This is a genomic window from Streptomyces sp. NPDC032091 (assembly GCF_055580265.1).
This window is the reverse complement of the sequence record NZ_JBVILR010000021.1, coordinates 27,326-52,877: the sequence shown is the minus strand read 5'-3', so window position 1 is coordinate 52,877 and position 25,552 is coordinate 27,326. Positions and strand designations below refer to the sequence as shown.

Genomic DNA, 25,552 nt, shown 5'->3' with positions numbered 1-25,552 from the left:
CCCCCGTGGGTCAGGCCGCGGAACCGCTGTCGACCACGAGGTCGGTGCCGACGACGGCGCCGGCCTCCGGCGAGGCCAGGTAGAGCACCGCCGCGGCCACCTCCTCGGCCTCCGCGAGCCGGCCGAGGGGGTTCTCCCCCTTGATCCGCTCGACGCGGTCGGCCTCGGTCTCGCCCGGGCGCAGCGACATGGGCGCGGCCGTGGCGCCGGGGCTGACCGCGTTGATGCGGACGCCCTCGCGGATGTGGTCGAGGGCGGCCGCGCGGGTGAGGGCGGCGACGGCCGCCTTCGAGGTGACGTAGGCGGCGGCGTTCGGGATGCGCAGGTGTGCCCCCAGGTTGGAGGAGACGTTGACGATGACACCGCCGCCGTTGGCGCGCATGTGGGCGATCTCGTGCTTCATCGCCAGCCAGACGCCGGTGACGTTGGTGCGCAGCACCGCGTCCCAGTCCTCTTCGGCGATGTCGGCGGCGGGCACGGTGCCCCGCAGGATCCCGGCGTTGTTGACGGCGATGTCGAGCCCGCCGAAGCGGTCGGCGCTCTCGCGGACGAGGGCGGCGAGCCGGCCCGAGTCGGTGACGTCGGCGGGGACGGCGGCGGCGGTGCCGCCCGCGGCCGCTATGAGGGCCGCGGTCTCCTCCAGCGGGGCCGGGGTGCGTCCGGCGGCGACCACGCGGGCGCCCTCGGCGGCGAAGGCGAGGGCGATGGCGCGGCCGATGCCGGAGCCGGCGCCGGTCACCAGGACGGTCTTGCCGGTGAAGCGGTTCATCTGCGGTGACTCCTCTGGGGCCACGGGGCCCATATTTGAACGAACGGTTCAGAAAGAAGGCATGCGGAAGAGAGCGCCGGGGCGCTCCCGCGCGGGGGTGCGGCGCGGGGGGTGCGGTCAGTCCAGCAGGGCCAGGGCCTGTTCGGCCGCGTCCCGGACCCGGGCCGGGTCCTCCGAGGCCTTGCCGACGACCCGGACGCCCTGGAGCAGGACCAGCAGCATCCGGGCGAGGCCGCGCGGGTCGCGCTCCACGGGCAGCTCGCCCTGGCCCTGGGCCCGCAGGAGCGCGGAGTGCAGCAGCGTCTCGAAGCGGTCCCAGCTCGCCTCGACCCGGCGGGCGGCTGCCGCGTCGCGCGCGCCCAGTTCGGCGGCGGTGTTGGTGACGAAACACCCCGTCAGCCGCCGGTGCGGGGCGGCCGCCTCCGCGGCGAAGCGGCGGACCACCTCCCGCACGGCGGGCAGCGCCGGCCCCGGCCGGGACAGCTCCGACAGGAGCGGCGGGTCGTGCGTCTCGGCGTAGCGGTCCAGTGCCTTCAGGTAGAGCTCGTGCTTGCTGCCGAAGGTCGCGTAGATGCTGGCGCGCCCGATGCCGAGGTGCTCGACGAGGTCCGCGACCGACGTCGCCTCGTAGCCGCGGCTCCAGAACAGTTCGAGGGCCGACTGGAGCGCGGCGTCCGGATCGAATTCCTTGGTCCTGGCCACGTCGAAGATCATAAGTCTTTCCGGAACGAACGGTCAAGAAAATACGCGTGCCGGGACCGCCGTCGGCGCGCCGGGCGGGCCCATCCGTGCTGTGCTCGTAGGGAAGGGTGCACAAGGCCGCGGACCCAACTCGGAGAGCCAAGGAGGAACCATGGCCAGGAACCTGCGGGCCCGGGACATCATGACCGGGGGCGTGCAGTGCGTCCGGGAGGACCAGACCCTGCTGGACGCGTCGCGCATGATGCGCGACCTGAACGTCGGCTGCCTGCCCATCTGCGGTGACGACCAGCGCCTCCAGGGGCTGATCACCGACCGCGACATCGTCGTCAAGTGCTGCGCCGAGGGGAAGGACCCGGCCGCCGTGAAGGCCGGGGAGCTCGCCGGGACGCTCCACTGGGTGGACGCCGACGGCAACGCCGCGGAGGCGGTGGACATCATGGAGGTCCACCAGATCAAGCGGCTGCCCGTCATCGACGTGGCCGGCGGCCACCGGCTGATCGGGATGATCACCGAGGCCAACCTGGCGAAGAACCTCTCGGACGCGGAGATCGCGGAGTTCGCCGTCCGCGTCTACGCCGCGAACTGAGCGGAGGCGGCATCCGCCGGCGGACGCCCGTAACCCCTCGCCGGCCCCCTCGTTGGAACAACCGGTCAGCGAAGTGGTGATGCGCCGGCCGGGCTCCCCGAGCCCGGCCGGCGCATTGCGTCGACGAGGGAGAAGTACCGCGTGCGAAGCCGCCGATCACGGCACATGACCGCCACCGTGACCGTGACCGCCGCCCTGGTCTGCGCGCTCACCGCCACCACCGCGACCGGGGACCAGCCCGCCGCTCCCCCTGCCGCCGCCCGGGCCTTCACGCTCACCGCCGGCGGCGCCGCTCCCGCCCTCACCGCCGCGCACACGGCGGGCTTCAGCATGCTGGCCGTCACCGAACCCGCAGGCCGGACCCCGGCACCGGGTGGGTACCTGGTCCGGACACGGGCCCGTTCCACCGGCTCCTGGTCCGGCTGGACGGTGCTGCAGCCCGGGGAGCCCTGGTGGGCCGGGCCCTCCACCGGCGTCGAGGTCCGGCCGGCCGGCACCGGCGCCGCCCTGGCGCCCGGACTGCGTCTGGACCTGGCCGACCCCGGCCCCGGCCCGGCGTCCGGGCCCGTGGCGGCGGTGTACAAGGGGGCGGGCACGGCCCCGCACCGGCCCCGGGTCGTACCCCGCGCCGACTGGGGCGCGGCGGAGGACGACCGCTCCCCGGTGGTCCACAACCGGGAGGTCGAGGCGGTGTTCGTCCACCACACCGCCCAGACCAACGCCTACGACTGCGCGGACTCCCCCGCGATCGTGCGCGGGCTCCAGGTCCTCCACCAGCGGACCAACGGCTGGAAGGACCTGGGCTACAACTACGTGGTCGACAAGTGCGGGACGGTCTTCGAGGGCCGGGCCGGCGGCTCGGACCAGCCCGTGACCGGTGCCCACACCCTCGGCTTCAACGTCGACACCCTGGGCGTCGCCGTGATCGGCCGGTACACGGACGAGGGGGCCCCGCCCGCCGCCCTGGAGGCCGTCGCCCGGCTCGCGTCCTGGGTCCTGCGCCGCTACGGGCACGACCCGCGGGGCGTCGTCACCCTGACCTCCACCGTCGACAACGGCCGCTTCCGGCGCGGCGAGCGGGTCACCGTGGACCGCGTCTCCGGCCACCGCGACGTGTTCGCCACCGAGTGCCCCGGGACCGCCCTCTACGGGCAGCTCCCCGAGCTCCGTGCCCGGGCCGCGGACCCGCTCACCGGCCTTCTCCCCGGCCTCGGCCACCTCCCGGCCTGACCCCGGGGACTGGCCGTCGCCCGGGCTCAGACGATCTGCACCCGCCGTACGGCGACGACGGGGAACCAGGTGCTGCTCGCCCGGTAACTCTGGCCCGGCTCCAGCACCGTCGCCTCCCTGCCCTCGGCACACTCAGCGACGACGAACACCTTCAGCTTCCGGTCGGTGTGGTTGACCACCTGGCGCTCCCCCACGCTGGAGGCCTTCGTCGTGTCGTAGCACTCGCCGTCGACCGGGTTGGTGAGGTGCGTCCCCGAGAAGAGGTCGATGGTCCCGGTGGCGGCCTGGGCGACGCCGGTGCCGGCGAGCAGGGCGGCCGCGGACAGGGCCGCGAGAGCGGGGACACGGCGGCGGAGATGACGCATGGTTCTCCTTCTGCTGCACGTTCTGCTGAACGCTGGGCTGAGCGCTCGGGGGATCCGAGGCCGCCGCCACCGTAGACCGGAGCCGTTATCTGCCCGTTATCCTTCCGTTATCTTGCGCTGCCCCGCCGGGCCCCGCCGGTGGTGCGCCAGGTCCAGCACGCTCAGCCCGAACAGGGCGACCCCCAGCGGTACGTGGACCGAGGGGACGTGCGCGACGCCCAGCACCACCTGGACCGAGGCGAGCACGAGGAACCCGGACGCGTGCAGGACCGGCCGGGGTGACCCGCCGCCCGGCCGCCAGGCCAGGACCGCCGCGAGCACGTAGAGCATCGTCGCGCCGTACATCACGCGCGCCCCGACGCCGTGCAGCACCTCCCCGTACGAGGTGGACAGCAGCAGTCCCGCGGTGACGGCCTGGAAGAAGACCGCCAGGGTCTGGAGGGCCGTCGCGGCCCGCAGGTACGCCGTCGCGCGCCGATGGGTCGTCGTCGTCTCGGTGGTCGCCATGGAAGGGCCCCGTCTCTGCCTCGCGGCGGTGGTCGGTACTGTCTCGCTGGTCCGACGACGCGGCCCCCCGAAGTGTGAGGTGCGGGGCGGGGGCGGAGCCGGAGCAGGGGGAACAGCCGAGCGGAACCGAGGAGCGGTCGAGGCCATGAGCACCATCCCCGAGCCGGAGCCGGACGTGATCGCGGGCGAGCGGCGCCATCTGACCAACCTCGCCTACCGGATGCTGGGTTCGCTCACGGAGGCCGAGGACGCGGTCCAGGAGGCGTACGCGCGCTGGTACGCGATGGAGCCGCGTCGGCGGGCGGCCGTCAGGACCCCGGGCGCCTGGCTGACGACGGTGGTCAGCCGGATCTGCCTGGACGTGCTCGGCTCGGCGCGCGTCCGCCGCGAACGCTACGTGGGCGCATGGGTCCCCGAACCGCTGCCCGACCGCACCGAATGGCCCGGCGGGTCCGACGCCGCGGCCGACCCGGCGGACCGGGTCGTCGCCGACCATTCGGTGCACATGGCCTTCCTCGTCGTCCTCGAGTCCATGACGCCGGCCGAACGCGTGGTGTTCATCCTGCACGACGTCTTCCGCTACCCCTTCCCCGAGACGGCGGCCATCGTCGGCCGGACCCCGGCGGCCTGCCGGCAGCTGGCCTCGGCGGCCCGCCGCCGCGTCGGGCCGGACCGCGCGCCCACCGCCTCCGTCCGCGAACAGGCCTCGCTGCTGAGGGACTTCAAGGAGGCGTGGGAGTCCGGCGACATCCCCGCCCTGGTCACCCTGCTGGACCCGGGCGCCACGATGGTCGCCGACGGCGGCGGACTGGTCAGCGCGGTCCGGCGCACGATCGAGGGCAGCGCGGACATCGCGGCCTACCTGGCGCACATCGCGGGCCTCTCCCCCGGCCTCACCCTCCTGGAGCGCACGGTCAACGGCCTGCCGGGCCTGGTGGCCCAGCGCGACGGCCATACGGTGACGGTGGCGGCCTTCCACCTCGCCGAGGGCCGCATCGCCCGCATCTGGGCGGTCCGCAACCCGGAGAAGCTCCGCCCCTGGACCGCCCCCGCGCCCGGCTGACGGACCGGGGCCGTCAGCCGTCCCGCAGCGGACGGCCGTCGGCGTCGGTGGGCTCCGCCTGGCCGGAGAACCGGTTCAGGAAGACGTCGTACCAGCCGTCCGGCCGCCGGGTGAGGACGGCTCCGTCCTGCCAGGTGCCGTTCTCGGACCACCAGCGGCTGCCGTACGGGGCTCCCTGGTTCTGGTGGACGTCGTGCATCCCGAGGCCGTCCTCGACGGGCGCGCCGAACACCAGCACCTCCCGGCCGGGTACGAGGACGGACTCCAGGGCCGCGGCGGCGTCGAGGCGGGAGCCCGACACCCACGGGCGCGGCGGGTGCAGCCGGTCCAGGAGGCCCTGGAGCCACGCGGGCGGGCGGCGCAGGAACAGGAGGCCCGGACGATCCACGAGGGCCGGGTGGCGCTGGTGGTCGAGGGCGCCGGAGCCGGAGGACATGGACAGTTCGTGGTAGCCGGGGCCCATGGCCGGGACCGGGTCGAGGATCGAGGGGGCCAGGGTGAACACCTTCCACTGGACGCCCGAGGCGGCGCGTTCGCCGTCCACGTCGACGGAGCAGCGGTAGCGGCCGGCGGGCGCGTCGACCTCCAGGCCGATGTGGAACCGGCGCCCGGCGGTGTCGGGCCGGTCGCGGCAGTGGCGGTACAGCGTCCCCGACAGCACGCCGTAGGAGTCGAGCGGCATGGGGCCAGTCAACCACCGGGCGGGGGGCGGGAGCGGGACCGGGGTCAGTTCGGGCAGTCGGTGTCCCGGGCGGGGCGGGTGCCGGTGGTCAGGAAGCGGGTGACGGCGCGGTCGCCGCAGGCGTTGCCGTTGCCGAGGTACATGCCGTGGCCGCCCTGTTCGACGGTGACCATCACCGCCCGGTCGCCCAGCGCCTCGCGCATCTTCAGGCTCTCGGAGTGCGGGGTCGCGGGGTCCTTGAGGCTCTGGACCATGAGGATGTTCGACGGGCCCCGGTCGGTGATCCGCGTCGGCGGCGTGGCCGGCGGGGTCTTCCAGTAGGCGCAGGGGGTGACGTTGACGGGCATGCCCGCCGTCAGGGGGTGGCGGGCCCGGTCCTCGTCGACGGCGCGCTGCCGGTCGGCGGCGGGCGTCCGGGGCCAGGCGACGTCGTTGCAGATGACGGCGGCCATCTGCGAGGCGTCCTGGTCGCGCAGGGGCTGGGCCAACTCGGGCGGGAGGACGGGGGTGGCCTGCGGGTCCCGCAGGGCGAGCAGGAGGCGGGCGAGGCCGGGGAAGGCGGAGTCCCCGTAGAGGGCGTTCTGCAGGGCTTGGCGCAGGCCGTTGCCGGTCAGGGGCACGCCGGGGGTGGTGGACGGGCGCGGGGCGCCGTCCAGGGAGGCGGCGAGGGAGAGCACGAGGGGCTCCACCTCCTCGGGGCGCCCGGCCAGGCGCAGGCCCTCGCGGTCCCGGTCGGGGTGGGCGGCCCAGGCGGCGAAGTCGGGGAAGCGGTCGTCGGCGCCCTTGCCCATGTTGGCGAGCCAGCCCCGGGCAACCCGCTCCGGGTCGGGGTCGCCGCTGCTGTCGAGGACCCAGCGGTCGGTGCGTCCGGGGTGGGTCTGCGCGTACACGGCGCCGACGTAGGTGCCGTACGAGACGCCCCAGGCGGAGAGCTTGCGCTCGCCGAGCGCCGCGCGCAGGCGGTCCAGGTCGCGGACCTGGTTGGCGGTGGTGAAGCTCTGCAGGACCGCTCCGCCGTTCGTGGCGCAGGCCTCGGCGAAGCGCTGGGAGCGGGCGAGGTTGCCGGTGATGTCGCCGCCCGGGCCGGGCCAGGAGCGCAGGGTGGTGAGGTAGCGGTCCTCGGGGGCGAGGCCGCAGGCCGCGGTGGTGCTGCCGCCGACGCCGCGGGGGTCGAAGGCGACGAGGTCGTAGGCGCCGGCGAGCTCCTTCTGCAGGGCGGCGCCCTTCTGCGTCAGGCGCTGGACGCCGGAGCCGCCGGGGCCGCCGGGGATGACGGCGAGGGTGCCCCGGCGGGCCTCGGGGCGGTCGCTGCGGATGCGGGAGACGGCCAGGGTGAGCCGCGGGCCGTCCGGGTCGGCGTAGTCGAGCGGGACGGGGAGGTCGGCGCACTCCTGGGTGGCGGGGCCGCCGGGCTTGGCACAGGGGCGCCAGTCGAGGCGGGGTGCCCCGGAGCGGGGGCCGTCGGCCGCCGCCGCGGAGGCGGCGGGGACGGCGGCCGCGGTGAGCGCGGTCGCGGTGGCGAGTGCGAGCAGGAGGGACGTGGTCCGGTGGGTCGTCATGGCGCAAGCCTCGCCGACCCGGGGGCGGGGTCCCATCCGGCGGCCCGGTGGCCGTCTGGTGGGGCTAACCCCCGTGGAGGGAGGGGGTGTTGCAGCAGGAGTCGCGCCGCATCTGGCTCAGGACCGGGTGCCAGGCGGCCGGGGCGGGTGGGGCGGCGGGTGCGGGGAAGGCGGCTTCCAGGGTGCCGCGTTCGTGGAGGGTGCCGGCGCGCAGGACCGCGCGGACGCGGACCAGGTCGGCGAAGTCGGTGAAGGGGTCGCCGTCGACGAGCGTGAGGTCGGCGTACTTGCCGGGTTCGACGGTGCCCAGGTGGGCGTCGGCGCCGAAGACGCGGGCCGGGGTGCGGGTGGCGGTGGTGAGGGCCTCGGCCGGGGACAGGCCGTGGCGGTGCAGGGCGCGCAGGGCGAGGTGGAGGTGGAGGCCGACGGGGGTGAGGGGGGCGTCGGTGCCCAGGACGATGCGGCCGCCGCCGTCGAGGACGGCCCGGTAGACGGCCACTTCCCGTTCCATGGCGGTGAGTTGTTCGGCGGTGGGCGGCTGGGCCGCCGCGGCCTTGACGGCGGCGGCGTCCCAGGGCGGCATCAGGGCGGTGACGCGGGCCTCGGCGGCCAGGGAGGGATCGGCCCCGATGAGGGGGAAGGCCGTGAAGGGGGTGGCGATCAGATCGAAGCGGCCGTGCGTGTACACCTCCAGGGTGTCCTCCTCGGTGTGGCCGCCGGGGGTTGCCCCGTGGCCGTACTCGGCGCGTTCGGTGGCGATCAGGTGGGTGGTCAGGTCCTGGCCGGACTGGATGCCGGGGGCGCACAGGTGGGAGCCGCACAGGACGCCGAGCCGTTCGTGGGCGAAGCGGGCGGCCTCCTCCATGGCGGCGTAGGGGGCGCGGACGTAGGTCTTGACGAAGTCCCAGTCCAGGGCGGCGGCGCGGGCCAGGGAGCGGGTGAAGCCCTCGGGGGTGCGGTGGGCGCGGCCCATGCTGTAGGCGACGCGGGAGCCGTCGAGGAGTTCCCCGCCGGCCAGCAGCCGGGGCGCGGCGAGCCGCTCGGCCCTGATGTCCTCGCGCAGGCGGGCCTGTTCGTAGGCGGAGCCGCCGAGGGAGACGGCGGTGGTGACCCCGTAGGCGAGGTGGAGGACGCCCTGGCGGGCCCCGTAGGTGTACGGGTACGGGTGGACGTGGGAGTCCCACAGGCCGGGCAGGACGGTGCCGTGGGAGTGGTCGACGGTGCGGGCGGTGCGGCGGCCGGCGCGGTGGGGTTCGACGGCGGTGACCCGGCCGCCGCTGACGAGGACGTCGACGTCGGAGCGGGGCGGGGTGCCGGTGGCGTCCCACAGCAGTCCGGCGTGGACGACGGTGTCGACGGGCGTGGGGCGGCGGTGGTTGAGGGCGACGGGGACGGTGCGCGGGGCTCCGGCGGGGCGGCCGTCGGCGTCGAGGGCGAGCAGGCGCAGGCGGCCGGCGGACTGGTAGAGCAGGGTGCGGGAGTCCCCGGACCAGGAGGGGTGGTCGGCGCTCTCGTCGGTGAGGCGGCGGGCCGCCCCGGTGGGGGTGCCGTCGGGGGTGACGGGCAGCAGCCACAGCGCGGACTCGCCGACGCAGGCGAGGAAGCGGCCGTCGGGCGACCAGACGGGGCCCGAGGCGTAGCGGTCGGAGAGCGAGGCGTGCGGGGCGAGGGCCTGGAGGCGGGCGGTGCCGGTGGCGGTGTCGACGATCCGGATCAGGTTGTAGCCCTCGCGGAAGCGGCGGCTGAGCCGGTTGCGGTCGCAGAGGGCGAGGTGGCGCCCGTCGGGCGACCAGCTGGGCGGGCTCGGCAGTCCGCCGCCGCCGAGGGCGGTGACCAGGGGGGTCTCCGTGCCGGTGGCGAGGTCGCGGACGGAGAGCCGGCCGGAGAGGTCGAGTGCGGCGAGGCGGGTGCCGTCCGGGGAGAGGGATCCGTAGACCCGGCCGGGCGGGGACAGGACGCTCTCCCGGCCGTCGGCGAGCTCCCGGCGGCGTACGGTGTTCAGCCCGTCGCGGTCGTCGGTGTAGAGCAGGGCCCGGCCGTCCGGGGTCCAGACCGGGTTCTGGGGGTAGGCGGTCGTCTTCGCCTGGAGGATCCGGCGCGGGGCGCCGCCGGTGACGTCCGCGACCCAGAGGGCGCCGAGGGCGGCGAAGGCCACGCGGCGGCCGTCGGGCGCCAGGGCGGGCAGGTGGATCCCGCGGACGGGCAGGGGCCGTTCGGCCTCCAGGACGTACTCCTTGAACCGGTGGCGGGGGCGGGCCACTTCGAGGGTGGCGTCGAGGGGGATCTCCTCGCCGGTGCGGTCGCGGTGGGGGCGGACGGTGCGGAAGCGTCCGTCGAGGGTGATCAGGAGGCGGTCGTCGCCGAGCCAGCGCGGGGGCGCGGGGGCGAGGTCTCCGTCGAGGGCGACGGGGCGGCCGTCGGCCCAGAGGGTCAGGTGTTCGGCCTTGCGGGGGCCGGGGGTGGCGCAGAGCCAGGCGGTGCGTCCGGCCGGGGAGAGGGCGGGGGCCAGCAGGCTGCCCTCGGTGGCGGTGTGTTCGGCGCGGACGGGTCCGGTGCCGTCGGCGGCCGCGGAGGCGAGGGTGCGGGCGGTGAGGGTGCCGTCGGCGGCGGGGGTGGCACGGACGAAGAGCACGCGGGAGCCGTCGGGGGTGAAGACGGGGTCGAAGTCCTCCCAGGCGCCGCCCTGTTCGGGGCCGTCCTGGCCGGGTGCGCCGGTCAGGCGGCGCAGGCCGCCGTCCCCGAGGGCCACGGTCCAGATCCGGTACGGGCTGCCGGCCACGGGGTCGCCGCCGCGTTCGGAGCAGAAGGCGAGGGTGCGGCCGTCGGGTGACCAGGCGGGGGCGCGGTGGTCGAAGGGGCCGTCGGTGAGCCGGCGCAGTCCGGTGCCGTCGGCGCGCATCACCCAGATGTGGAAGTTCCCGCCGCGGTAGGCGCTCAGGGCGACGCGGCCGCCGTCCGGGGAGAGCACGGGGCGGCCGGGTTCCAGGTCGGGAGGGGTGAGCCGGGTCGCCGGGGAGCCGTCGGGCGGCAGGGACCACAGCACGCCCTGGACCTCGGCGATCACCCGGTCCCCGGAGGCGGTGGCCGTGACGGCGCCGTTGGTCGTACGGGTGAACCGCAGTCGCACGGGCGCCGTCGGCCCGGCGGGCCCCGGGCCCGGGGCGGGTGCCGGGCCGGGTGCGGGGCCCGGGGCCGCCGCCTCGGCCGGGGGGTGTCCGAGGAGCGCCGCCAGCGCCCCCGCCGAAGCCGCCCCCAGTACCGTCCTGCGCGCCATCCGCATCCCGAGCGTCCCTCCCCTGTCCGCCGGTCCCGCCCGCCGGTCCCGTCGGACAGCCGAACGAGCGGGGGCCGCCCGGGCAACGGGCCCGGACGCGGGCTCACCCCGGCGGGCCGCTGCCGCCGGGGTGAGGATACGCAGGGGGGCGGGCGTCAGGAGATGCGCATATTGGCCATCATGCCCATGGCGCCGTGGTCGAACAGGTGGCAGTGGTAGACGTACGTGCCGCGGTAGCCGGTGAAGGTGGCCTGGAGCTTGACGGTCTCGCCCGGCTTGAGCGGGACGGTGTCCTTCAGGCCGGTCTCGGGGCCGGAGGTGACCGGCTGGCCGTTGCGCTCCAGCACCCGGAACTGCACCAGGTGCATGTGGAAGTTGTGCGGGGCGATCTTGTTCGAGTTGCGCACGGTCCAGATCTCGGTGGCACCGTAGGCGATCTCGGTGTCGATGCGGTCCATGTCGTAGGTCTTGCCGTTGATGTACGCGCTGCCGCCGGGGGCCTCGTCCATGCGCATGTCGAACTCGCGGTTGACGGTGGCCGCGCCCAGCGGGGGCAGGGTGCGCAGCTTCTCCGGGACGACGCTGCGGTCCGGGGCGGTGCGGGTGACCCGGAACTGGAGCACCTTGCCGACCACGTCCGAGGACTCGAAGGGGGCGATGTCCTTGTTGCGCAGCTCGATGACGGTGCCGACCGGGTAGCGGGAGAAGTCGATGACCACGTCGGCGCGCTCACCGGGGCTGATCTTGACCACGTTCGTGCGGTGCGGGGCGGGCAGCAGGCCGCCGTCGGTGCCGATCTGCACCAGCTCGGAGTCGTCGGCGAGGGAGAGGTCGAAGAAGCGCTGGTTGGAGGTGTTGGTGAGGCGGAAGCGGTACTTGCGGGAGGCCACCTCGAAGTAGGGCCAGGCCTTGCCGTTGGCGAGGATGACGTTGCGCTTCATGAAGTCGCCCATGGCGTAGACGAGTTCGCCGTTCTCCAGGAAGCGGGCGTCGCGCAGCGAGACCGGGACGTCGTACTGGCCGGAGGGCAGGCCCAGGCGGCGCTCGACGTCGTCGGTGAGGAGGTAGGTGCCCGTCATCCCGCGGAAGACGTTCTCCGACTCCATGTGGTGGGCGTGGTCGTGGAACCACAGGTTCGCGTGCGGCTGGGTGTTGGGGTACGTGTACGTCTTGGTGCCGCCGCCGGCGGGGATCAGGTCCATCGGGGAGCCGTCGCTGTCCTGCGGGACGTGGGCCCCGTGGAGGTGGATCGAGGTGGGGACGGCGAGGTTGTTGGTCTGCTTGATCACGACCCGTCGGTTGGACTCGGCCTTGATGACGGGGCCGGGGAAGGAGCCGTTGAAGGTGCGCAGGGGGGTCTGCAGCCCCGGCACGATCTCCTTCGTGGCCTCCTTGAGGGTCATGCGGTAGTAGCTGGTGCTGCTGGTGCTGAAGTAGGGCGCGAGGACCGGAGGCAGCGGCATCTTCTGCGCGAACTTGGCTATGCCGGCCGCGTCGAGCTCGGCCGCGGCGGCGGCGGGAGCGGCCTCCTTCGCGTTGGCGTTCACGACGGGCAGCAGCATGCCGCCGGTGCCGACGATGCTGGTGGCCGCCACGCCTGCCTTGAGTGCGGTCCGTCGAGTGATCACTGTTCCCCCGGTGGGTACTGGCCCGGCGCCTCGAGTGCCGGTCGGACTGGTGGGCGTACTGGTGTGCGGTGGTGAACGAGGAGAGAGTGCGCGACGCCGGTGGTGCCCCGCTGGTGCGGCTGTGGAGGAGCGGTGAAGGCGTGCGCCCGAACGGGCGACTTCGCGGAGTGTCCCGCGCGTGGTGTGCGCATTCGCGGCCGACGCGGCGCTCCGGCCGGGGATATTGGATGAATAGCGCCGTCCACGCGCTCTGCCAGGCTTTTTGACGGTTCATCACAGTGGAGGCAATGCGTGATGCGCACACGGTCCGCGCTGGCGGCCACCGCCCTGCTCACGACGCTGCTGCACGCCGCGGACGCCACGGCCGGGGCGGCCGCCGCGAGCGGGCCCCCCGCCCAGGCCCGGCGGGCGGCCCCGGACCGCCAGGCCGGGCACGACGCGGCGCTGGCCGGGATCAGGGGCGGCGGGTACGCCGGGGCCCAGGAGTTCAGCACCGGGGCCGGCCGGCTGGATCGGGTGAGCCTGTACCTGAGCAGCGGCGCGGGCACCGGGAGCGTGCGCGTGCAGGTCCGTACCGTCCGCGACGATCCCGGTTCCGCGGTCGCGGACGCCGCCGTCGACCTGGCCGGGCTGGGCGGGGCGGGAGCGGGCTGGGTGGAGGTGCCGCTGGCGGCGGCCGTGCGCCCGGGCGCCCGCTACTGGCTGTTCGCGCAGGCCACGACGGCGGAGGACAAGCCGGTCGTCTGGCACGGCACGCGCGGGGACGGGGCCGGGGCGCCGGCCGGGGCCCGGTACGACGAGGCCGGGGGCGGCTGGCGGGAGGACGGGGGGCGGTTCGCGTTCTACGTGAACCCGTCGGGCGCGGAGCGGTGCGGGGAGGTGGAGGCCTGCTACGTCCCCGCGTCGCTGAAGCCGGCCCGGACGGCGGGGCTGCTGGCCGACGGGGCCGGCGCGGTGGAGGCGGTCGAACCGGCCTTCGCCGTGGGCGCCCGCTACGTGCCGGGCAGCAACGTGCTGGAGCTGCCGTCCGGGCGGTGGCGCTACCTGCCGGCGGGCGCCGCGAAGTCCCGGGTCGTCGCGGCGGAGGACCCCGGGGCCCTCGCGCAGATCGCGGAGTCCCGGCGCTGGCTGGCCTCGGGGACCGTCCCGGGCGCCGCGGGGGCCCGGCGCGAGGCCGCCGAGCGGGCGCTGCTGTCGATGCGGGCGCTGCTGCGGCCGAACGGGGCCCTCGCCGCGGCCTGGTACCCGTTCTGGGACTTCTCCTGGCCGCGGGACTCTGCCTTCGCCGCGGCGGCGTTCGCGCACACGGGCCACGACGAGGAGGCGTACCGGATCCTGCGCTACAACGCCCGGACCCAGCGGGCGAACGGCACCTGGGAGGCCCGGACCCGCCTGGACGGGTCGGGTCCGCCCGACGACCGGCAGTGGCAGCTCGACGCGAACGGCTGGGTGCCGTGGGCCGCCTGGCAGTGGTACCGCACCGCGCCCGCCGGGGACCGGACGGAGCGGCTGCGGGCGCTGTACCCGGCGCTCGCGAAGGCGGCCGACTTCACCGCGGGCTCGCTGGACGCGGAGGGGCTGCCGCCCGCCTCGCCGGACTACTGGGAACTGCCCACCACGACGGCGAACATCGGGACGGCCGCCCCGCTGCTGGCCGGACTGAACGCCGCCTCCGACCTCGCCCGGGAACTGGGCCGGGACGCGGACGCCGCGCGCTGGGCGCGGGCCTCCGGGCGGCTGGAGGCGGGGATCGCGAAGCGGTTCGCGCCGCAGGGCTACGGGCGGACGGCCGACGGGCTGCACGGGCGCGACAGCGCGGCGGCGTTCATGGCGCCCCCGTTCAACACGGCGCCCGCGGGGCTGTCCCGGGCGCTCGACGACACCTTCCGGGAGCTGCGGCGGCCCAACGGCGGGGTGGTCCCGGGCAGTGACCCGGGCACCCGGTGGGGGAACGTCACCTGGACGGCGAGCACCTCGTTCTTCGCCCTGGCCTGGACGGGCTCGGGCGAACGGGCGAAGGGCGGAGCGGTGCTCGACTGGGTGCTGGCGCAGCGGAACCTGCTGGGCGAGCTGCCGGAGACGGTGGACGCGCAGGGGCTCCCGAAGGCCGTCGTACCGCTGGGCTGGACGGACGCGCTGGTGCTGCTGACCCTGGCCGGACAGGACGGCGCGGGGCCGGAGGCCCCGCCGAAGGCCCGTACTTGACCCGTGGGTCCACAATGATGTTGGATGACGATCATGGGAAGGCCGAAGCAGTTCGATCCTGAAGCCGCCGTCGAGCAGGCCATGCAGGTGTTCTGGCGCCAGGGTTACGCCGCCACCACGCCGCAGGACCTGGTCGACGCCCTCGGCATCGGCAAGGGCAGCCTGTACCACGCCTTCGGCAGCAAGCACGCCCTGTTCGAGCTGGCCCTGCGCCGCTACCGCGACAGCCAGGCGCTGGCCGTGATCGAGCTGCTCGGCGGGGACGGTCCCGTGAAGGACCGGCTGCGGGCCGCCCTGCGGATGCTCGTCGAGATGGACCTCACCGATCCGGACCGGCGGGGCTGCATGGCCGTCAACACCGCCGCGGAGCTGGCCGGGGCCGACGAGGTGGCCGCCGACCTGGTGCGCAGGATGTTCGACCGCACGGAGGAGGCGCTGCGGGCGCTGGTCGAGGAGGGCCGGCGCTCGGGGGAGATCTCCGCGGCACGGGACGCCCGCGCCGTCGGCAGCATGCTGCTGAGCACCGCCGTCGGCCTGCGGCTGCTGGCCCGCGTCGCCGAGGGGCCCGAGCGCCTCTCGCTGGTGGTCGAGGCCACCGTCGACTCCCTGTAGGACCGTTGCGAACCGCCCCGCGAGGGGCGGCTCCGGCATGCCCATGTTTTGTACCTGTAGCTCAAGAACTGGGGACCTCATGAAGCTCGGACTGCACGACAAGACCGCCGTCGTCACCGGCGCCGGCCGCGGCATCGGCCTCGCGACCGTGCGGGCGCTGGTCGAGGAGGGCGTGCGCGTCGTCGGCGCCGCCCGTACCATCACGCCCGAACTCGCCGCCTCCGGCGCGGTGGGCGTCGCCGCCGACCTCGCCACCGCCGCCGGGGTGGCCGCCCTCGCGGAGGCCGCCCACGCCGAACTGGGCGGGGTCGACCTGCTCGTGAACAACGTGGGCGGCGGCGACCCGGAGGGCGGCCTCACCGGGTTCCTGGACAGCGACGACGCCCAGTGGGCCCGGTACCTGGACCTGAACCTGATGAGCGCGGTGCGCCTGACCCGCGCCGTCCTGCCGGGACTGGTCGAGCGCCGGGGCGCCGTCGTCAACGTCTCCTCCGTCTGCTCCCGCCTGCCCGCGACCGGCCCGGTGGCCTACAGCGCGGCCAAGGCGGCGCTGGGCGCCGTGACCAAGTCCCTGGCCGAGGAGTTCGGGCCGCGGGGAGTGCGCGTCAACACCGTCTCCCCCGGTCCGACCCGTACCGCCGTCTGGGAGGCCCCGGACAATTTCGGGGCCCTGGTGGCCGAGGCCTCCGGGGTCGGCCAGGCGGCCCTCCTGGAGCGGCTGCCGGCGGACTTCGGCCTCACCACCGGCCGGATGACCGAGGCGCGGGAGGTGGCCTCGGTCGTCGTGTTCCTGCTGTCCGGCGTCGCCGGCAACGTCACGGGCGCGGACTGGGTCGTCGACGGCGGGATGGTCAAGACGGTCTGACGCCCGTCCCGCACACGGAGCCGGGGCCCGGGACGGATGTCCCGGGCCCCGGCGATATGGGGTGGCCTCCCGGTCAGGAGGAGTAGTACAGCCACCACTTGTAGTGCTCGTAGGAGCAGTGGTAGCTCTTGTAGTGGCCCGACCGGCCGGCCGATTCACAGGCTCCCCGGCTGGAGTAGGGGCCCTTCTTCCCGGACGACCGGTGGTCCACGACCGAGGCGGCCGAGGACGCCTCGTGCTGCGGCGCCGCCAGCGCCACCGGGCCGGAGAGGATCACACCGGCGGCCACGAGTGCGACCGGTGCGATACGGGAGAGCTTCGCGTTCATGAGGGGTACCTTCTTTCCGGTGGGTCCGGGGCCCGTTCGAGCTCCGGACCATCAACGTACGGACGCCCGGGTCCCGGGCACATGGTCCGCAGGTCCCGCTCAGGTCCCGGCCGTCCGCGGGAGCACCGCCCTGACGACGGTCCCGGCACCCGAGCTCGTCAGGGTGAAGCTGCCGCCCAGTTCCTCGGCGCGCTCGGCCATCGAACGCAGGCCCACGCCGCCGTCGCCGCACCCGCCGCGGGGCAGGCCCGCGCCGTCGTCGCGCACCTCCACCGTCACCGACTCGGGGGTCAGCACCACCGCGGCGTGCGCGTGACCGGCCCGGGCGTGCCGGACCACGTTGTTGAGGGCCTCCGCCGCGATCCGGTACAGGGCCACCTCCACCGCCGCCGGCAGCCCCGGGAAGGGCTCCGGGGCGAGGCTGACGGTGATGCGCAGGGTGCGGCCCAGGTGCTCGGCGAGCTGGCGCAGGGCGCGCGGGAGGTCGGCGCCGTCCAGGGCCGCGGGGGCCAGGCCCCCGGTGATGGCGCGCAGTTCGTCGATGGCCCGGCCGATGCCCTCGGAGACGGTGGCCAGGGAGGCGCCGGCCCGGCTGCCGGGCGGTATGGCCGTACGGGCCGCGTCGACCTGGAGCCGCAGCCCCGACAGGGCCGGTCCCAGTCCGTCGTGGAGGTCGTGGCGCAGCCGGCGCCGCTCCTCCTCGCGGGCCAGGACGATCTGTTCGCGGCTCGACTGGAGCTCCTCGTACAACTGGAGGGAGGCGACGGCCGGGGCGCTGTGGCCGGCCAGGATCCGGACGGCCTCGCGGTCCTGCTGGTCGAGGGCGAGTTCCCCGGCGCGCGGCGGGACGTACAGGTGACCGATGGCGTTGCCCCGGTGGACCAGGGGGAAGGCCTCGTCGAGGCCGCCGGGGGTGCCCAGCCGGACCAGTTCGCGGTCGCCGCGGCGGGTGTGGACCACCAGACGGGCGGCGGGCAGCCGGAGGGTGTGCACGACGGTGTCGCAGAGCAGCCTGGGCATGTCGCCCGGGTCGAGGGCCTGGCCGAGGCGGTCGGCCAGCGCCCGTACGGCCTGGTAGGGCTGGGCGCGTTCGCCGTAGTAGTAGCGGTCGACGAGCCGGGCGGACCAGCGGGCGGTCGGCCGCAGCAGGGCGCCCACCATCAGGGTGAGGCAGGCCATCAGCCCGGCCTCGGGGCTCAGCGAGCCGGGCGCGAAGTAGTCGAGGACGAAGGCGCCGCCCGCGTACGCCATGAAGAGGGCGAAGGTGAGCACGAAGGCCGTCAGGATCCGCCGCCCCGCCCGGTCCAGGGCCCAGGTGCGGTCCCGGATGTGGACGTAGCCCACGGTCGCCGGCCAGGAGGCGGCGGCGAGGTAGACGAGGACCACCTCGAAGCCCATCGGGGGGTCCCCGTACTCGTTGAGGCCGATCACCACGAGCCACAGGACGTAGGGCACCGCCAGGATCGCGTAGGGGCGCTCGGACTTCGGGGCGCGCGGCCAGCGGACGAGCATGACGAGGATGCCCAGGCCCGCGATGACGGGCGGCACCCAGCGGGCCGCGGTGTCCATCCACGGCGTGAGCATCCCCTCCAGGTCGGCCCAGCCGGAGTCGGCGAGGGGGCTGGGGACGCCGTAGTAGACGAAGCCGGGATGGGTGAAGGCGTGGTACTGCTGGACGGCGCTGAAGAGGGCGGTGAACGCCGCGTACGGCGGCCCCCAGCCGCGGGGGAAGCGGCCGGTGGGCAGCCACAGCGGCATCGGGTAGATGATGCTGTTGATCAGCGTGAACGCGACCATGACCAGGACGAACACGGCGGTGAGCACGCCGGGGCCGACCCCGCGGATCACGGCGATCAGCGGCACCACCTGCGCCAGGGTCAGCAGCCAGCCGGAGCAGAGCATCAGGGAGCCCAGGAGCCGCGCGGTGCGGCGGGCGGCGAAGACCATGCCGGTCAGGGCGATGCCCAGGCCCACGAGGACGTGGTCCGCGGCCAGGTGGAGCCTGAGGTGTTCCAGCGCGGGGTGGTCGAGGTGGGTGAGGGTGACCCCGCCCCAGGTGATCGCGGAGATCATGGTGAGGACGCAGATCGTGTACGCGGGCAGCATCTCGGGCCCCGAGCGGGGCGTGCTCGCCGTGGTCCGGTCCGCTGTGCGCATGTCGGCCTCCCCGGCCGCCCGGTGCGTTGGATTCCAGCCTGGTGCGCCCCGGGTCCCGGGCGCATGGGGCGCTCGTCCCGGGTCCGCCCCGGGACGGCGGGTCAGGCCGTGCCCTCGTCGCCCAGGCCCGCGTCCCGGGCCCGGGCGACGGCTTCGGCCCGGGAGGTGACCTGGAGCTTCTCGAAGACGTGGGTGATGTGGTTGCGGACGGTCTTCTCGGAGAGGACCAGCTCGCGGGCGATGCGCCGGTTGTCGTGCCCCCGGGCGATCAGTTCGAGCACCTCGACCTCGCGGGAGGTCAGGGCGGGGAAGAGCCGGCCCGCGTCGCGCCGGTGGCCGCCCGTCAGGAGCGCGGAGAGCCGGGCGGCGACTTCCGAACCGAAGACGGCGCCGCCGGCGGCGACCGTGCGCAGGGCGTGCAGCACCTCCTCGGAGCCCGCGCCCTTGACCACGTACCCGCGGGCGCCGGCCTGGAGGGCTGCCAGCAGGCTGCCGTCGTCGTCGGACATGGTGAGCATGAGGACCGGCAGGCCCGGGTGGCTGGCCGCGAGGCGGCGGGTGGCCTCGATCCCGGACACGTCCGGCAGGGACAGGTCCATCACGACCACGTCGGGGTGGTGGCCGTCCACGGCGTCCGGGACCTCGCCGCCCGTCTCGGCCTCGGCGACGACGACCGCGCCGCCGGTGCTCTCCAGGGCGGCCCGCAGGCCCTCACGGAAGAGGGGGTGGTCGTCGACGATCAAGACACGGGGGACGTTCCGGTCATCTTCGTGCACATGCTGACACTAACAGCGACCGGCCGGTCGCCGGCGGTGATCCGGCCGGTGCCGGACGACAGGACCTCCCGGCCCCCCTCGGCGGCGCTCACGCCCCCGGCGGACCGACGGCCAGCCGGAGCGGGGGACGGGCCGGGGCGGGCGGCAGGCGCAGGGGGTGGCGGCCCGGGGTGAGGGAGCCCAGCACCCGGGGCCCCCGGGCCCCGGTGCACTCGGGGGCGTTGCCGGGCAGACCGTGCAGGGTGAGGAAGCCGAGCACGGCGAAGGCGTACGCCTCCTTCGCGGCGGCGGGCAGGCCCAGCGCGTCGGAGCCCAGCAGGGCGGTGGCCGGGGGGAGTTCCTCGCGGAGCATCCGCATGAGCACCGGGTTGCGGGTGCCGCCGCCGGAGGCGATGACCTCGGTGACGCGCAGCGGGCGCAGGGCGTCGGCGACGGTGCGGGCGGTGAGCCGGGTGAGGGTGGCCAGGAGGTCCTGCGGGGCGAGGGGGGCGAGGCCGTCGAGCGCGGCACGCAGGTGGCCGGGGTGGAAGAGCTCCTTGCCGGTGGTCTTGGGGGCGGGCAGCCGGTAGTACGGCTCGGCGAGCAGGTGCCGCAGGAGCGGTTCGTGGACCCGGCCGGCGGCGGCGAGGGCGCCGTCCTCGTCGTACGCGCGCCGCCCGCCGGTGAGTTCGGTGACGGCGGCGTCGAGCAGGGCGTTGCCGGGGCCGGTGTCGAAGGCCGTCGGCGGGCCGGCCGGGGGCAGGGCGGTGACGTTGGCGATGCCGCCGATGTTCAGGGCGGCGGGGGCGCCGGGGCGGCCGTGCAGCAGCATCCGGTCGACCAGGCCGACGAGGGGGGCGCCCTGGCCGCCGGCCGCGACGTCGCCGGGGCGGAAGTCGGAGACCACGGGGCGTCCGGTGGCCTCGGCGATCCAGGCGGGGCGGCCCAGCTGGAGGGTGCCGTGCACGCGGCTGGCGGTGCTCCAGTGGTAGACGGTCTGGCCGTGGGAGGCGATCAGCGCGGTACGGCCCGCGCACAGTTCGCGGTCGGCGCGGGCGGCGAGCCGGGCGAAGGCGCGGCCGATCAGGGTGTCGAGGCGGCACACGTCGGCCAGGGTGGTGGGCGCGGGCGGCAGGGCGGCCGCGAGCGCGGCCCGCAGGGTGTCCTCGTACGGGGCGCTGACCATGCCGAGCGGGACCAGGCGCAGGGTCTCGCCGCCGTCCTCCAGGGTGAGCCGGGCCGCCGCCGCGTCGACGGCGTCGTACGAGGTGCCCGACATCAGGCCGACGACCTTCACCGCAGGGCCCGGCGGTGGTCGTCGCCGCGCAGGCCCGCCAGGGCGAGGGCGCTGAGGGCGCAGGCGCCGGCGGCGTAGTAGGCGGGGACGTCGCCGTTGCCGGTGGCGGCGGTCAGGGCGGTGATGACGAGGCCCGCGCAGCCGGAGAACACCGCGTTGGCGAGGGCGTAGGCGACGCCGAGGGCGGTGCAGCGGACGTGGGCGGGGAACATCTCGGCGAGCATCGCGGGCCCGGGCCCGGCGAGCAGCCCGACGGTGGCGCCGGCGGCGCAGACGGCGGCGGCCTTCGCGGGGGCCGGTGCGGCGGGGTCCTGGAGCAGGTGCAGGAGCGGCAGGGCGAGCAGGGTGACGGTGAGGGCCCCGCCGAGCATGACGGGGCGGCGGCCGACGCGGTCGCTGAGGATCCCGGCGGGCAGGATCGAGGCGGCGAAGCCGAGGTTGGCGAGGGCGGTGGCGGCCAGGGCCTCCCGGAGGGACGCGCCGAGGGCGGCCTGGAGGTGGGAGGGCAGCACGACGAGGAACGTGTACCCGGCGGCGGACCACCCCATGACCCTCCCGACCCCGAGGACCACGGCCCACCCGACACCGCCGCCCCCACAGGGGTCCGCCCCGGGTCCGCCCGCACCGGGGGCGGCGCCGGGGTCCCGGCCCGTGGTGCGGGCCGGGGCGAGCCCGGCGTGCCCGCCCGAGCCGGACACCGCCCGGGCCGGGGCGCCGACCATGGCCGGCGGCGGGGCCGGGACGGGGGCCGGCGCCCCGTCCGGGGCGGAGACGGCGTCCGGGGGCGGGGGCCCGCCGGCCGGGGCGGGCTCCGGGGGCAGGGCGCGGCGCAGGGCCAGGGCCGTCAGGCCCAGGGGGAGGGCGAGGAGGAAGGGGATGCGCCACCCCCAGGCCGTCAGGGCCCGGGGCGACAGGAGCGCGGCCAGGAGGGCGGCGGTGCCGGCGCCGGCGAGGAGGCCGAGGGCGACGGTGAAGGACTGCCAGGCACCGTCGCGGCCGCGCCGGCCGGGCGGTGCCTGCTCGGTCATCAGCGCGACCGCCCCGCCGAACTCGCCTCCCGCGCTGAGCCCTTGCAGGGCGCGCAGCAGGGTGAGCAGCCACGGCGCGGCGGCCCCCGCCGTGGCCCGGGTGGGGAGCAGGCCGATCAGGGTGGTGGCGAGGGTCATCAGGCCCACGACGAGCACGAGGGCGGAGCGGCGGCCGAGGCGGTCGCCGAGGCGGCCGAAGAGCAGGGCTCCGGCGGGGCGCAGGAAGAAGGCGACCGCGAAGGAGGCGTACGTGGCGAGCAGCGGGCCGGCGCCCACCGGGCCGGCCTCGGGGGCGGGGGTGAAGAAGAGGCCGGCCAGGACGGTGGCGAAGCAGCCGTAGACCCCGAACTCGTACCACTCCACGAAGTTCCCCGCCGCGCCCGCGAGCAGCACCCGGCGCGGCTGGGCGCGGGTCACGTCGTCGGGTCGAGCCGGGAGGCGGCGGCGTCCGGGGCGGGCGGTGCGGCGGCGGGGGTCAGGGCGCTGCCGGCCAGCCAGGTGCGCCAGTCCACGTTCCAGTCGCCGAAGCCGTTGTCGAAGGGGGACATCCGGTCGCCGCCGCTGTTGACGACCTCGACGATGTCCCCCTCGCGGACGGTCTCGTAGAACCAGGCGGCGTCCTCGGTGGACATGCCGGTGCAGCCGTGGCTGACGTTCTCCTCGCCCTGCGCCTCGACCGACCAGGGGGCGGCGTGCACGTACTCGCCGCTCCAGGTGACCCGGGTCGCGTAGAGGACGGGCAGGTCGTAGAACTCCTTGGTGCCCTTCTGGATGCCGACGGTGTCCCCGCGCATGCGGACCTTGGCCTCCTTGCCGAGGACGACCTTGATCCCGCTGCGGGTGAGGAATCCCGCCTTGCCGGTGGTGACCGGGATGGTGCGGATGACGCGTCCGTTGCGCCGGACGGTCATCTCGTGGGCGGCGGAGTCGGTGACGGCCTCGATCCGGTCGGCGACGGTGAACTCCAGCGGGTCGGAGGGGCCTCCGTAGCCCAGGTCGCCGAGGGCGACGCCGTCGAGGCCGCTGCGGACGCGGACGACGGTGTGGGCGGGCCAGTAGGTGCGGGGGCGGAAGTGCAGGGTCGCGTCGTCGACCCAGTGCCAGGCGCCCTCCACGTGGGGTTCGGAGGTGACCTGGAGGGCCTGTTCCACGCGGGCGCGGACGTCGGGGGCGTCGGCGGGCACGGGGCGGCTGAGTTCGGCGGTGACGATCTCGCCGGCGCCGTACGTACCGGGGCGGGGCCCGAACTCGGCGGTGAGGCGGCCTCCTTCGGCGGCGGGGCGGGCGGTGCGGAAGGCGAGGGTCACCCCGACGGGGCGGCCGTCGCCGTCCTGGGCGCCGACCTGCAGGGTGTAGGTCTCCCCCGCGCGCAGGGGTTCGGTGTTGCGCCAGCGGCCGCTGTCCTGGGCGATCCCCCCGGCCAGCAGGCGGCCGTGGCCGTCGCGGACGGTCACGTCGGTGAGGCGGCCCGCCTCGGCGTGGGCGAGGGCGACCTCCAGCGGTCCGCCGGCGGCGGTGGGGAGCGTGCCGGTGCCGCCGGGGGACGGGTTCCAGAGGAGGTCTGCGGTGCCGTGGGCGGTGGCCCGTACGCGCTCTTCCCGCCAGGCCCCGCACGGCCCGCCGGCGAAGGCGGGGGCGGCGCACCAGCGGGCGGCCGGGGCCGGGGCGCGGTCCAGGGCCCGTGCGTCGAGGACGCGTCCGACGAGCAGGGTGACCGCCGCGTCCCTCGCGGCGGGCCCGTCCCCGCCCCCGGGGCCGGCGGTCCCCGCGGTGCGTGCGGGTGCTGCGGCGACGGCCAGCAGGGCTCCCGTCACCGCGGCCGCCGTGCTCCACGCCTTCGTCCGCGACATAGCCACGCGACCCTCCCAGTTGTCGTGCGTCCGGATGGGAGCATCAAAGGCGACGAGAAGCCGAACCGATGATCGTACGCTCGGCCCTGCGGCCGAACGGGCACCGCAAGTGAACCCGGACGGAGCAGGGGGGCGGAGCGGAACGGGCCGGTCCCGCGTCCCGTAGGCTCGGCGGATGGCGAAGTACTTCGACGTGCACCCCGAGAACCCTCAGCGGCGCACCATCAGCGGCGTGGCCGACAGCATCCGCTCCGGCGCGCTCATCGCGTATCCCACGGACTCCTGTTTCGCGCTGGGCTGCCAGCTCGGCAACCGGGAGGGCCTGGCGCGGATCCGGCAGATCCGCGAGCTCGACGACAAGCACCACTTCACCCTCGTGTGCCAGAACTTCGCGCAGTTGGGGCAGTTCGTGCACGTGGACAACGACGTGTTCCGCGCGATCAAGGCGTCCACCCCGGGCGCCTACACGTTCATCCTCAAGGCCACGTCGGAGGTGCCGCGCCAGCTGCTGCACCCGAAGAAGAAGACGGTCGGCGTGCGGATCCCCGACCACGTGGTCACCCAGGCGCTGCTGGAGGAACTGGGCGAGCCGCTGCTCTCCAGCACGCTGCTGCTGCCGGGCGAGGACGAGCCGATGACCCAGGGCTGGGAGATCAAGGAGCGGCTCGACCACGTGGTGGACGCGGTCGTCGACTCCGGGGACTGCGGTACCCGGCCGACCACCGTCATCGACTTCTCGACCGGCGAGGCCGAGATCGTCCGCCGGGGCGCCGGCGACACCGACCGCTTCGAGTAGCGGGAGCGGCCGGGCGCCGGGCCCGGCCCCGTCAGGTGATCCCGTAGCGGCGGACCGTCTCCTCCTGCTGCGCGATGCGGTGCATGGCCCGGAGGATCGGTTCGAGGAGGATGGTGGCGGCCACGGCCGCCTCCACCTGCTCGGTCTCGGAGGGGTAGGTCTCCGTGAAGTCGAGGTCGTGGACGGCGACCTGACGCATCATCCGGGCGTAGGGGGTCATCATCTCCGCGTTCCACGGGTAGCCCATCCGGATCAGCGAGGCGACCGCCTCGACCAGCGCGGTGTGGTCCGGGTTGAGCGGCGCGAGCTCGCGGGCGCTCTCCCAGCCCACCTCCTCCAGCAGCCGGTCGACCTCCCGGCGCGCCGTCAGCTGGGCCTCGTCGCCCTCCTGCGCGTCCGGCGCGGGTGGGTGCGGCAGCGCCCAGATGGCCGCGCCCAGGCGGATCGTGCGGCCCAGGGACTCGTCGTCCACGTGCCTCAGCACCTTCCCCGCCGCCGCCACCGAGAGGCCGCCGACCTGGAGCAGGGTGCGGACGAGGCGCAGCCGGCGCAGGTGGGCCTCACCGTAGTCGGCGGTGGTGGCGGTGATCCGGCGGCCGGGCGCCAACAGGCCTTCGCGCAGGTAGTACTTGATGGTCGCGATGGAGACGCCACTGCGTTCGCTCAACTCCGACAGCCGCATCCCTTGCGCCTTTCCTTGGATAGCGCCACTATCTCATCATGCCCTGTCGGGCAGTGGCGCTATCCAACACCCCACGATCCGGAGGCACCGTGCCCGCCAAGCCGATTCCGGGCCGCACCACGGCCGCCCTCGAAGGGGACGCCGTGGTCCTGCTGATCGGGATGCGCATCAACCACTTCTGGGCCGTGCACTCCTGGCTCCCCGTCTTCACGGGCATGCCCCGGATGCTGCGCGAACTGAAGAGGGACAGGGCGCGCGGACTCCTCCACCACGTCCTGCTGACGGCCTCGCCGCGCACGTACTACGTGGTCCAGTACTGGGAGTCCAAGGAGAAGCTCTACGCCTACGCGGCGGCGCCCGACGCCCTGCACCACCGGATGTGGGCCGCGATCAACCGCAAGGACCGGGCCGGCAGGATGCGCCGGCACGTGGGGCTCTGGCACGAGACCTACGTCGCGCCGCAGGGCGGGTACGAGGCGATCTACTTCGACATGCCCCCGTACGGGCTGGCGGCGGCCACGGGGGTGCTGCCGCTGGAGAAGCGCGGGCGCGGGGGCGCCGACCGCTTCGCCTACCGTCCGGCGGCACCGGAAGCACCGAAGCGATAGGGAG

At 75.3% G+C, this 25,552-nt stretch carries 23 protein-coding genes; 8 read left to right on the top strand and 15 right to left on the bottom strand.

Going from position 1 to position 25,552, the window contains the following annotated elements:
- Window positions 1–10: 10 nt before the first annotated feature.
- On the bottom strand, window positions 11–769 hold the full coding sequence (locus ACZ5NJ_RS28720; RefSeq protein ID WP_468768472.1) for an SDR family NAD(P)-dependent oxidoreductase: 759 nt from the start codon (window positions 767–769) through the stop codon (window positions 11–13).
- A 117-nt stretch (window positions 770–886) separates the two neighbouring features.
- Window positions 887–1,471, bottom strand: coding sequence for a TetR/AcrR family transcriptional regulator (locus ACZ5NJ_RS28715; protein ID WP_468768470.1), 585 nt, complete (start codon window positions 1,469–1,471; stop codon window positions 887–889).
- 151 nt (window positions 1,472–1,622) lie between these two features.
- Here ACZ5NJ_RS28715 and ACZ5NJ_RS28710 point away from each other — a divergent pair, with 151 nt between their 5' ends.
- Window positions 1,623–2,057, top strand: a complete 435-nt coding sequence (locus ACZ5NJ_RS28710) for a CBS domain-containing protein (RefSeq protein ID WP_468768468.1) — start codon at window positions 1,623–1,625, stop codon at window positions 2,055–2,057.
- A gap of 165 nt (window positions 2,058–2,222) precedes the next feature.
- A complete protein-coding gene (locus ACZ5NJ_RS28705) occupies window positions 2,223–3,287 on the top strand; it encodes a peptidoglycan recognition protein family protein (RefSeq protein WP_468768466.1) in 1,065 nt (354 codons plus the stop codon).
- Between the two features lie 26 nt (window positions 3,288–3,313).
- Here the strand turns inward: ACZ5NJ_RS28705 and ACZ5NJ_RS28700 are convergent, their stop codons facing one another.
- Together ACZ5NJ_RS28700 and ACZ5NJ_RS28695 are read right to left on the bottom strand one after the other, a co-directional pair.
- On the bottom strand, window positions 3,314–3,652 hold the full coding sequence (locus tag ACZ5NJ_RS28700) for a hypothetical protein (RefSeq protein ID WP_468768464.1): 339 nt from the start codon (window positions 3,650–3,652) through the stop codon (window positions 3,314–3,316).
- Between the two features lie 96 nt (window positions 3,653–3,748).
- Window positions 3,749–4,159 (bottom strand): hypothetical protein, encoded by a 411-nt coding sequence (locus ACZ5NJ_RS28695; RefSeq protein WP_468768463.1) that lies wholly within the window; start codon window positions 4,157–4,159, stop codon window positions 3,749–3,751.
- A gap of 145 nt (window positions 4,160–4,304) precedes the next feature.
- On the opposite strand from ACZ5NJ_RS28695, the gene sigJ reads away from it, so the two are divergent.
- Entirely contained in the window at window positions 4,305–5,222 is a 918-nt protein-coding gene (sigJ, locus tag ACZ5NJ_RS28690; RefSeq protein WP_468768462.1) for an RNA polymerase sigma factor SigJ, read from the top strand.
- A gap of 13 nt (window positions 5,223–5,235) precedes the next feature.
- Here sigJ and ACZ5NJ_RS28685 read toward each other — a convergent pair whose 3' ends face one another.
- The 4 genes from ACZ5NJ_RS28685 to ACZ5NJ_RS28670 form a co-directional block, all read right to left on the bottom strand.
- Window positions 5,236–5,904, bottom strand: a complete 669-nt coding sequence (locus ACZ5NJ_RS28685) for a DUF2278 family protein (protein WP_468768460.1) — start codon at window positions 5,902–5,904, stop codon at window positions 5,236–5,238.
- A 44-nt stretch (window positions 5,905–5,948) separates the two neighbouring features.
- Entirely contained in the window at window positions 5,949–7,463 is a 1,515-nt protein-coding gene (locus ACZ5NJ_RS28680; RefSeq protein ID WP_468768458.1) for an alpha/beta hydrolase, read from the bottom strand.
- A 64-nt stretch (window positions 7,464–7,527) separates the two neighbouring features.
- On the bottom strand, window positions 7,528–10,737 hold the full coding sequence (locus ACZ5NJ_RS28675) for an amidohydrolase family protein (protein WP_468768456.1): 3,210 nt from the start codon (window positions 10,735–10,737) through the stop codon (window positions 7,528–7,530).
- A 155-nt stretch (window positions 10,738–10,892) separates the two neighbouring features.
- Window positions 10,893–12,365, bottom strand: coding sequence for a multicopper oxidase family protein (locus ACZ5NJ_RS28670; RefSeq protein WP_468768454.1), 1,473 nt, complete (start codon window positions 12,363–12,365; stop codon window positions 10,893–10,895).
- A gap of 294 nt (window positions 12,366–12,659) precedes the next feature.
- On the opposite strand from ACZ5NJ_RS28670, the gene ACZ5NJ_RS28665 reads away from it, so the two are divergent.
- The 3 genes from ACZ5NJ_RS28665 (at window position 12,660) to ACZ5NJ_RS28655 (ending at window position 16,047) form a co-directional block, all read left to right on the top strand.
- On the top strand, window positions 12,660–14,570 hold the full coding sequence (locus tag ACZ5NJ_RS28665) for a choice-of-anchor R domain-containing protein (protein ID WP_468768452.1): 1,911 nt from the start codon (window positions 12,660–12,662) through the stop codon (window positions 14,568–14,570).
- A gap of 33 nt (window positions 14,571–14,603) precedes the next feature.
- Entirely contained in the window at window positions 14,604–15,182 is a 579-nt protein-coding gene (locus tag ACZ5NJ_RS28660; RefSeq protein WP_468768647.1) for a TetR/AcrR family transcriptional regulator, read from the top strand.
- Between the two features lie 79 nt (window positions 15,183–15,261).
- On the top strand, window positions 15,262–16,047 hold the full coding sequence (locus ACZ5NJ_RS28655; protein WP_468768450.1) for an SDR family oxidoreductase: 786 nt from the start codon (window positions 15,262–15,264) through the stop codon (window positions 16,045–16,047).
- 73 nt (window positions 16,048–16,120) lie between these two features.
- On the opposite strand, the gene ACZ5NJ_RS28650 is transcribed toward ACZ5NJ_RS28655, so the two are convergent.
- From ACZ5NJ_RS28650 to ACZ5NJ_RS28625, 6 genes are all read right to left on the bottom strand, one after another.
- Window positions 16,121–16,375, bottom strand: coding sequence for a hypothetical protein (locus tag ACZ5NJ_RS28650; RefSeq protein ID WP_468768449.1), 255 nt, complete (start codon window positions 16,373–16,375; stop codon window positions 16,121–16,123).
- A 99-nt stretch (window positions 16,376–16,474) separates the two neighbouring features.
- Window positions 16,475–18,532 carry a sensor histidine kinase gene (locus ACZ5NJ_RS28645; protein WP_468768447.1) on the bottom strand — a complete coding sequence of 686 codons (2,058 nt, stop codon included), beginning with the start codon at window positions 18,530–18,532 and terminating at the stop codon, window positions 16,475–16,477.
- Between the two features lie 101 nt (window positions 18,533–18,633).
- A complete protein-coding gene (locus ACZ5NJ_RS28640; RefSeq protein ID WP_468768445.1) occupies window positions 18,634–19,308 on the bottom strand; it encodes a response regulator transcription factor in 675 nt (224 codons plus the stop codon).
- An 88-nt stretch (window positions 19,309–19,396) separates the two neighbouring features.
- Window positions 19,397–20,584: an anhydro-N-acetylmuramic acid kinase gene (locus tag ACZ5NJ_RS28635; protein WP_468768443.1), complete on the bottom strand. Its 1,188-nt coding sequence runs from the start codon at window positions 20,582–20,584 to the stop codon at window positions 19,397–19,399.
- Window positions 20,581–22,029 (bottom strand): MFS transporter, encoded by a 1,449-nt coding sequence (locus tag ACZ5NJ_RS28630; protein ID WP_468768442.1) that lies wholly within the window; start codon window positions 22,027–22,029, stop codon window positions 20,581–20,583. The genes ACZ5NJ_RS28635 and ACZ5NJ_RS28630 overlap by 4 nt, the downstream gene beginning before the upstream one ends.
- Window positions 22,026–23,462, bottom strand: a complete 1,437-nt coding sequence (locus ACZ5NJ_RS28625) for a L,D-transpeptidase (protein WP_468768441.1) — start codon at window positions 23,460–23,462, stop codon at window positions 22,026–22,028. The genes ACZ5NJ_RS28630 and ACZ5NJ_RS28625 overlap by 4 nt, the downstream gene beginning before the upstream one ends.
- Before the next feature lie 175 nt (window positions 23,463–23,637).
- Here ACZ5NJ_RS28625 and ACZ5NJ_RS28620 point away from each other — a divergent pair, with 175 nt between their 5' ends.
- Entirely contained in the window at window positions 23,638–24,258 is a 621-nt protein-coding gene (locus ACZ5NJ_RS28620) for an L-threonylcarbamoyladenylate synthase (protein WP_344158138.1), read from the top strand.
- A gap of 31 nt (window positions 24,259–24,289) precedes the next feature.
- Here ACZ5NJ_RS28620 and ACZ5NJ_RS28615 read toward each other — a convergent pair whose 3' ends face one another.
- Window positions 24,290–24,940: a MerR family transcriptional regulator gene (locus ACZ5NJ_RS28615; protein ID WP_468768439.1), complete on the bottom strand. Its 651-nt coding sequence runs from the start codon at window positions 24,938–24,940 to the stop codon at window positions 24,290–24,292.
- 89 nt (window positions 24,941–25,029) lie between these two features.
- Here ACZ5NJ_RS28615 and ACZ5NJ_RS28610 point away from each other — a divergent pair, with 89 nt between their 5' ends.
- The gene (locus ACZ5NJ_RS28610; RefSeq protein ID WP_468768438.1) at window positions 25,030–25,548 is read left to right on the top strand and encodes a DUF4188 domain-containing protein; all 519 of its coding nucleotides are present in this window, start codon (window positions 25,030–25,032) and stop codon (window positions 25,546–25,548) included.
- Window positions 25,549–25,552: the final 4 nt, after the last annotated feature.